Annotated in this window: 8 protein-coding genes; 4 read left to right on the forward strand and 4 right to left on the reverse strand. The window is 69.6% G+C overall.

Annotated elements, in window-relative coordinates; translation table 11 throughout:
* Positions 1 to 17: 17 nt before the first annotated feature.
* Positions 18 to 755: a uroporphyrinogen-III C-methyltransferase gene (gene cobA / locus C1706_RS06470; protein ID WP_129458428.1), complete on the reverse strand. Its 738-nt coding sequence runs from the start codon at positions 753 to 755 to the stop codon at positions 18 to 20.
* A gap of 286 nt (positions 756 to 1,041) precedes the next feature.
* Between cobA and C1706_RS06475 the strand changes: the two genes are divergently transcribed.
* Entirely contained in the window at positions 1,042 to 1,995 is a 954-nt protein-coding gene (locus tag C1706_RS06475) for a cobalamin biosynthesis protein (protein WP_129458391.1), read from the forward strand.
* A gap of 7 nt (positions 1,996 to 2,002) precedes the next feature.
* Here C1706_RS06475 and C1706_RS06480 read toward each other — a convergent pair whose 3' ends face one another.
* On the reverse strand, positions 2,003 to 2,500 hold the full coding sequence (locus tag C1706_RS06480) for an amino-acid N-acetyltransferase (RefSeq protein ID WP_241653459.1): 498 nt from the start codon (positions 2,498 to 2,500) through the stop codon (positions 2,003 to 2,005).
* A gap of 176 nt (positions 2,501 to 2,676) precedes the next feature.
* The gene (locus tag C1706_RS06485; RefSeq protein WP_129458392.1) at positions 2,677 to 3,537 is read right to left on the reverse strand and encodes a glycerophosphodiester phosphodiesterase family protein; all 861 of its coding nucleotides are present in this window, start codon (positions 3,535 to 3,537) and stop codon (positions 2,677 to 2,679) included.
* A 125-nt stretch (positions 3,538 to 3,662) separates the two neighbouring features.
* Here C1706_RS06485 and C1706_RS06490 point away from each other — a divergent pair, with 125 nt between their 5' ends.
* Positions 3,663 to 4,601, forward strand: a complete 939-nt coding sequence (locus tag C1706_RS06490; RefSeq protein WP_129458393.1) for an ADP-ribosylglycohydrolase family protein — start codon at positions 3,663 to 3,665, stop codon at positions 4,599 to 4,601.
* Here C1706_RS06490 and C1706_RS06495 read toward each other — a convergent pair.
* Positions 4,591 to 5,175: a hypothetical protein gene (locus C1706_RS06495; protein WP_129458394.1), complete on the reverse strand. Its 585-nt coding sequence runs from the start codon at positions 5,173 to 5,175 to the stop codon at positions 4,591 to 4,593. The two genes, C1706_RS06490 and C1706_RS06495, sit on opposite strands and share 11 nt — an antisense overlap.
* 77 nt (positions 5,176 to 5,252) lie before the next feature.
* Between C1706_RS06495 and C1706_RS06500 the strand changes: the two genes are divergently transcribed.
* Together C1706_RS06500 and C1706_RS06505 are read left to right on the forward strand one after the other, a co-directional pair.
* Positions 5,253 to 5,768 (forward strand): PH domain-containing protein, encoded by a 516-nt coding sequence (locus C1706_RS06500; RefSeq protein ID WP_129458395.1) that lies wholly within the window; start codon positions 5,253 to 5,255, stop codon positions 5,766 to 5,768.
* A 116-nt stretch (positions 5,769 to 5,884) separates the two neighbouring features.
* Complete coding sequence (locus C1706_RS06505) at positions 5,885 to 6,934, forward strand: MFS transporter (RefSeq protein WP_164987461.1); 1,050 nt, start codon at positions 5,885 to 5,887, stop codon at positions 6,932 to 6,934.
* The last annotated feature ends 109 nt before the right edge of the window (positions 6,935 to 7,043 follow it).

The following is a 7,043-nucleotide window of genomic DNA, read 5'->3' on the forward strand; positions in this document are numbered from 1 at the left end:
GTCAGAGCCAGTTTGGCTCAGGCAGGAGGCAGCGGCAGGTCGAGGGCGGTGACGGCGCCGATGATCGTCAGCGCGGGAGGTTGGACGCCGGACGCGGCAGCCTGGTCCGGCAGGGAACTCAGCGTCCCGCGCAGCACCGCCTGACCGGGCAGTCCGGCGTTCGCGACCACGGCTGCCGGGGTCTGCGGATCCATGCCGCGGGCGATGAGCCCGGCGCTGATGCCGGGCAGTGCCTTGACCCCCATGAGGATCACGATGGTGCCCCCGAAGTGGGCCAGCGCGTCCCAGTCGACGGTGGACGCCGGATGCTCGGGGCCCACATGGCCCGTGACGACGGTGAACTGCTGGGTGATTCCGCGGTGCGTGACCGGGATGCCGGCAAGCTCGGGCCCAGCAATGGAGGACGACACTCCGGGGATGACCCGCACCGGGATGCCCTGCTCCGCACAGGCGAGCCACTCTTCACTGCCCCGCCCGAACACGAACGGGTCGCCGCCCTTGAACCGGACGACATTTGCCCCGCTCAGCGCGTGCTCGACCAGCAACTCGTTGATGCGGTCCTGGCCGGTCTGGTGGCCGCGGGGGAACTTCGCGACGTCAATCAAGACGGCGTCGTCGCGGCACTCGTCCAGGCAGGACAGGGGCGCCAGATGGTCGTACAGCACGACGTCGGCCTCACGCAGAGCCCGCAGACCGCCGACGGTGAGCAGATCCGGGTCCCCGGGGCCGCCGCCGACCAGCACGACGCTTCCCATGCGGTGATGCGGGGACGCCGCCGCGTCGGCGGTCTGGTCAGTGATCGTGGTGGATTGATCCGCCGGGACGTGATGCGCCACCGGAGCCTCCTCAGGTTTCCTCGCCCGAATGCATGAGCCCAAACAGGGAGGGGTGAGTTCCTGACTCTCGGGCGATGAAACCCGATCACAGTGGCGGGACCGTCCCGGAATCGCATGCGCTCACCGGTGTTCCTCAGCTCATCTCTGCGGCCGTCAGTATGACACACTCGGCAGCGGGTCCACCGAGGAAGGAAGCACACTGATCATGCTTGCCAGCGCCGCACGCGCCACCGGCATCCTCCTCGGTTGGTTCGCTGACCAAGCCCTCGGCGATCCGCGCCGCTGGCACCCGGTCGCCGGCTTTGGGACGCTGGCCCTTGCCCTGGAGCGACGCCTCTACCGCGACGCCCGCCCCGCCGGGGTGCTCTACAGCGCCACCCTGGTGGGCGGCGCGGTCGCGCTTGGCGCGTCCGCGGAGGTGCTGGGACGCCGCCGCCCCGTCGTCCGGATGCTGCTGACCGCGGCAGCTACCTGGACGGTGCTCGGGGGGCGCTCGCTGGCCCGCGAAGCCGAGGCGATCGCCGACGCCCTGGACGCCGACGACCTGCCACGCGCCCAAAGCCGCGTCCGCAACCTGGTGAGCCGCGACCCGTCCGTCCTGGACGCCGATGGAGTCGCCCGGGCCACCGTGGAATCAGTCGCCGAGAACACCTCCGACGCTGTCGTCGCCCCCCTCCTGTGGGGTGCGGTCGCCGGGGTGCCGGGGCTGCTCGGCTACCGGGCCGCCAACACCCTCGATGCGATGGTCGGCTACCGCAACGAGCGCTATCGGCAGTTCGGGTGGGCGTCCGCCCGCCTCGACGACGTGCTCAACTGGGTACCCGCCCGGCTGGCCGGTGGCCTGGCCGTGCTCTGCGCGCCCCTCGTGGGCGGCGAGCGGTCACGTTCCTGGCGCGCGATCCGGGAACAGGCGCCCGCTCACCCCAGCCCGAACGCCGGCGTGGTCGAGTCAGCGTTCGCGGGTGCGCTCGGCGTCCGGCTGGGTGGCCGCAACGTGTACGGCGGCGTCGTCGAGGATCGCGGCGAACTCGGCTACGGGGAACCCCCGCGTCCGGCCGACGTGGCGCGCACCAACCGCCTGGCGGCCGCCGTCTCGCTCGGGGCAGCCCTGACCAGCGCGGGCATCGCCGCAGTGATCGGGCGGGTCCGACGCCGGTAGCGGCGCTCTAGAGGTGTTTCAGCATCCGCGTGTTGCCCAAGGTGTTGGGCTTCACGTGCGCGAGATCCAAAAATTCCGCGATGCCCTCGTCAGGGCTGCGGACCAGTTGGGCGTACACGTCGGGGGCGACGACATGCTCCCCGATCGGCTCGAACCCGAGGCGCCCGAAGAAGTTCACCTCGAAGGTGAGGCAGAACAGCCGTGACAGGCCGAGGTCGCGGGCACGACGCTCCAGTTCGCCGATGATCTTCGCACCGATGCCCTGCCCGCCGTGGTCGGGGCTGACGGCGACACTGCGGACCTCGCCGAGGTCCTCCCACATGACGTGGAGGGCGCCGCAGCCAACCACCTCACCGTCGACCTCAGCGACAACGAACTCCTGCACGTTCTCGTAGAGGGCGACGGTCTCTTTGCCCAGCAGGATGCGGCGGTTCACGAACGGCGACATCAGCGACCGCATCGCCGCGATGTCGGGGGTGCGCGCCGGACGAAGCAAGAAGGTCACCCGACCAGCCTAGGACGCCGGAGGGTCAGGGAGTCCCCATCACCACGAACGCGGCGATCATCAGCCCTGCTCCGCCGAGCAGGCACACGACGGCGAGCACGGCCACGGCGAGGATCGCCACGCGTCCCACCCAGGACCGACGCGTCGGCTGCCCGTCCGGGGGCTGAGGGGGATGCTCATGCCCGCAAACGCCGCAGTTCGTGCAGCAGCCACGGGTACTCGGTCTGGATGGCGTCCACGCCCAGTTCCAGCAGTTGCGACCACGCCGCAGAAGGGCTGTGGGCGAGGGCCTTCTCGTCGTCGAAGCCCGCGAACAAGGGGACGCCGGTGGTCAGCGTCTCGCTGTTGACCCAGATGAGCAGCGATTCGGCTCGCAGCGCGTCCACGACGTCCGGGTCGAACCATGCGCTGTCTTCGTCCAAGGCGATCAACTCGACACCGACCAGGTTGATGCTCGGGTCGTGCAGGGGAAGCGCGTGGAGTTCCTCCTCGGTGGAGCAGATCGCCAACGTGGGGTACTTGACCTTGTGCGCTTTCAGTTTCCCCAGGGCGGAGAACTCCCAGGCGGGCACCTTGAGAAGGCACTGCTCGGTCATCTGCAGACCGTCGAGCACCTTCAACAGGGTGGGCCAACGCCACCAGGAACGATCCAGCGCGAACAAGACGTCCTTGCCACGAAAATCGCTCAGCACCGACGCCAGCCGTTCCACACGCGCCGGATGCCCGGGACGGTTGCGCTGCTGGTAGCTCAGCCCGGCGATGGTGGCCGCGGGCAGCGTCTGAATGTTCTCCTCGACGCCGAGCAACTCGGGTTCGGTGCCGTCGTGGAAGGCGTAGAAGACGTGGTCGGTGCTGCTGCTGACGTCGATCTTGACGGCGTCCGCGCCCGACAACAACGCGCCCCGCACAGCCATGGAGGTGTTGGGCGGGACAACGCCGACGGACACCCCACCATGCGAGACGACCAGGGGGTGAGCCTGGGCGACGAGGCGATGGATCAAGGCATTCGTGGCAGCGTGAGGTGTGTCTCCAAGCAACGTGGACTCCTTGTCACGGGCATGCTTCGGTGGATGACGTGACCCGTCTAAGGTTACCCCGGATGCTGGCGCGACCTGCGGCAATGCCCGGAATGAGGGTGCTGGCCACCCATTAGCGTGGTGGCATGCCGACGTTGACCGAGCGCGTCGAGGGAGCAATCTGGGGTCACCTGGTGGCCGATGCCCTCGGTGTCCCGTACGAGTTCCATCCGCCCGAGTCCGTGCCGACGCCGGTCGCGATGACCCCGCCGCCGGGGTTTCCTCGCGCCCATGCTGGGGTGCGGCCCGGGACCTGGTCCGATGACGGTGCGCAGATGCTCGCCCTGCTCGACTCGCTGCTGAGTCGCGGCCGGTTCGACGCCGACGACCTGGGGGGCCGGCTGCTGGCCTGGCTGGATCGCGGCGAGTACGCCGTCGACGGGATCGTGTTCGACGTAGGCATCCAGACCGCTGCCGCGCTCACACGCCTGCGTCAGGGCGTTCCGGCGCTGCGAGCGGGGGCCGCGGACGAGCAGTCCAACGGCAACGGATCCCTCATGCGGGTGCTCCCCTTGGGGCTGTGGCATCGCGGCACGGACGCCGACCTGTGCGCCGACGCCGCCGCGTCCTCACGGGTGACGCACGCACACTCCCGCTCGATCGCCTGCTGCCAGGTGTACAGCCTGTGGGTCCGGCGGTTGCGCGATGGCGCAGATGCCCGGGAAGGGTTCACCGACGCGGTGGCGGCCTTTCGTGAGGTGCTGGGGCCGCACGCCCCCGAGGTGCGAGAGTTCGACGCGCACGTGCTTCCTGTGGAGGGCGTCCCGCTCGGGGGCAGCGGCTACGTGGTCGACACGTTCCGGGCCGCCGTCCAGCTCACCTTCGCCGGGGGCAACTACGAGCAGGCGGTGCGGGCAGCGATCTCCCTCGGCCACGACACGGACACGACCGCATGTGTCGTCGGCGGTGTCGTGGGGCTGATCGGCGGCGTCCAGGAGGTGCCGCAAGCGTGGCGCGATGCCCTGCGCGGCGAGGAGCGTGCGCGTCGCCTGCTGGCGCGGCTGGAGGCGACGATCAGGGAATGATGACCTGATCCGTCGGCGCCGAGAAGGGGAACGGGGCAGACCTGGGGAAGCGTGCTCGGGCGTCTTGCAGGTAGGGGATCAGGTCAGGGTGCGCCGCGAGCGCCTCGGACAGGATCCGCCACTTGCGGGCCTGGACGCCGAACGTCGGAATGGACATCAAGGCGAGCACAGCCGCCGAACCTAGGGTGATCAGCCCCCAGGTGAGGGCCAGGCTGAGGTCGCCCATGGCGGCGCTCACGATCAGGAGCACGACACCGAAGACCGCCACGCCTCCGGCGACACCCAGCACGTTCGCGGGAGACACCGGCCCCTTGTCGGGGGCAGGTTCGAAGGCCAGATCCAACGGGGACTGCCTGAGTTGGCGTCCGACGATGATCGTGTCGCGCACCAAGATGATCACCACGACGCCCAGCACGGCGCTGATGATGATCGCCACCGGATGCAGCGAGGTGGCCCACAAGATGACCGGAATGACGATGAGGCAGGCCAGCGTCAGAATGCGCGTCATGGCGTAGACGACGCCCCGCATCGTTGTGCGGTTGGCGATGTTCTCGACGTAACTGGCTGCCTCCATCCCCCCAGCCTAGGGATTGTGTCTCTCCACGGCCCCTTTGTTGCCCTCGGGGGGTGACGCCGTGCGACCATGGCGACATGGCCTTGCCTCGCAAACTCCTCGGCGCCGACGAGAAGGTCGTGCTCCACCTGCGGACCCATCGCAAGGCACTCATCGTCCCCGTCTTGTGCGGGATCGCGTTGGTCGTGGCCGTGATCGTGGTCTTCGCGATCACGATCCCCAGCCTCCGGCCGTGGGTGGACTGGGGAACGTTCGCGGTCGCGATGATTTTGTTCATCGTCATGACGCTCGTGCCGTACCTGCGCTGGCTGACGTCGACCTACACGATCACCGACCGGCGGGTCATCACCCGGCACGGAATCTTCCGCACCACCGGGCACGACCTGCCGCTGACCCGCATCAACAACGTCACCTACGACCGGTCGTTGCTGGATCGGATCCTCGGCTGCGGGACCCTCCAGTTCACGACCGCCGCCGAGGCGCCCGTCACGCTGCCGGACGTGCCCGACGTCGAGCGCGTCCACGTCATCATGACCGAACTGCTGTTCGGCGACGAGCAGGGGGAACGTCGCCGCCCCGAATCGCGCGACTGAACGCGAGCACTCGCCTTTTCGCCCCTGCGGGTGCCGGGTTATCCTGGTCGCGGTAGTTAGGCAACCGCGCATCAGGGTGGGGGATGTGCACCGCGAGAAGCGTGCCCGGAGAGTCGATGAACCCGTCTGAACCCCAACCCACCGTTCCTACCGCCCCCTCCACCGCCACGCGCCCGCTGGCGCTCCTGGTGGAGACCGCGGGCGCCCCCTGGATGCTGCTGGCCTTCCTGGCGCGGCTGCCCGTGGCGATGCTGCCGCTCACCGTGCTGGTCAGCGGCCAAGTACTCACCGGTTCCTTCGCCGCCGCAGGCTTGCTGGTCGGAGCCCTCAGCCTGGGCGGTGTCATCGGAGCCCCGCTGGTGGGGGCCCTGGCCGACCGCATCGGGCATCGCCGCACCCTCGTCGTCATCACCGTGCCCGGCGCCCTCGGCATCCTCGGGCTCATCAGCCTCTTCTTCTGGACCGCCCCGCTCGGGGTGGCGCTGGCGCTCGCCGCGATCGTGGGGGCGTCCAACGCCCAGGTTGGTCCGCTGGCCCGCGCAGCGTGGTCGACGCGCTTCGCGCGGCATGCCGACGCCCGGCACCGGGTCGAGGTCGCGATGGGGTACGAAACGGTCGCCGACGAGGTCTCCTATGTGGCGGGGCCCGTCCTGGGTGCCACGCTCGCAGCCGTCGTCTCCCCGGTGGTGGCCCTCAGCGTCACGCTGGTGCTGCTGGTGTGCGGCCAACTCGGGTTCGCGCTGCTCAACCCGAGCGACCACACCCGCGTGGCTCCCATCGGCCGTCGGCTCACGCGTCCGGGCCTGCTGGCTCCCTGGATCGCGGTGGCGGCGTCCGTCGGTCTCGTGTTCGGGTCCGTCCAGGCCTCGGTGACGGCCTCCCTCGCCGAGACGGCACCGGGGTTCACGGGCGTCGTCTACGCCTTTGTCGGGATCGGAAGCGCCACCTCGGGGATGCTCACCCACAAGCTCGCTCGCTGGTCCCTGCCCGACCGGGTGATCGGCGCGGGGATCCTGCTCGCCCTCGCGGGTGGCCTGCTGGTAGCGGCGTCCCTCCTGACCGGTGGGCCGCTGCTGCACGCCGGAGCGCTCGCCCTGGCCTGCCTGGCGGTCGGGCTGTGCGTGGCGCCCCTGCTGGTGTCGAGTTATGCGGCTCATCGCGAATGAGAGTGTATGAGCGGTCTGAATCCGCCGGCTTCGAGGAGCGATCTGGCGATGTAGTGGCTGAGGTTCCGGAAGCCGAGGGCGGAACCGCGAAGGTGCTCGAGCCGGCCGT

Source organism: Propioniciclava flava (assembly GCF_004126535.1).
GTDB lineage: Bacteria > Actinomycetota > Actinomycetes > Propionibacteriales > Propionibacteriaceae > Propioniciclava > Propioniciclava flava.

Bases quoted from the DNA above. Each gene is read 5' to 3' on its own strand.
- cobA (WP_129458428.1), bottom strand. From the start codon at position 755: ATGGGAAGCGTCGTGCTGGTCGGCGGCGGCCCCGGGGACCCGGATCTG.
- C1706_RS06475 (WP_129458391.1), top strand. From the start codon at position 1,042: ATGCTTGCCAGCGCCGCACGCGCCACCGGCATCCTCCTCGGTTGGTTC.
- C1706_RS06490 (WP_129458393.1), top strand. From the start codon at position 3,663: ATGCCGACGTTGACCGAGCGCGTCGAGGGAGCAATCTGGGGTCACCTG.
- C1706_RS06495 (WP_129458394.1), bottom strand. From the start codon at position 5,175: ATGGAGGCAGCCAGTTACGTCGAGAACATCGCCAACCGCACAACGATG.
- C1706_RS06500 (WP_129458395.1), top strand. From the start codon at position 5,253: ATGGCCTTGCCTCGCAAACTCCTCGGCGCCGACGAGAAGGTCGTGCTC.
- C1706_RS06505 (WP_164987461.1), top strand. From the start codon at position 5,885: ATGAACCCGTCTGAACCCCAACCCACCGTTCCTACCGCCCCCTCCACC.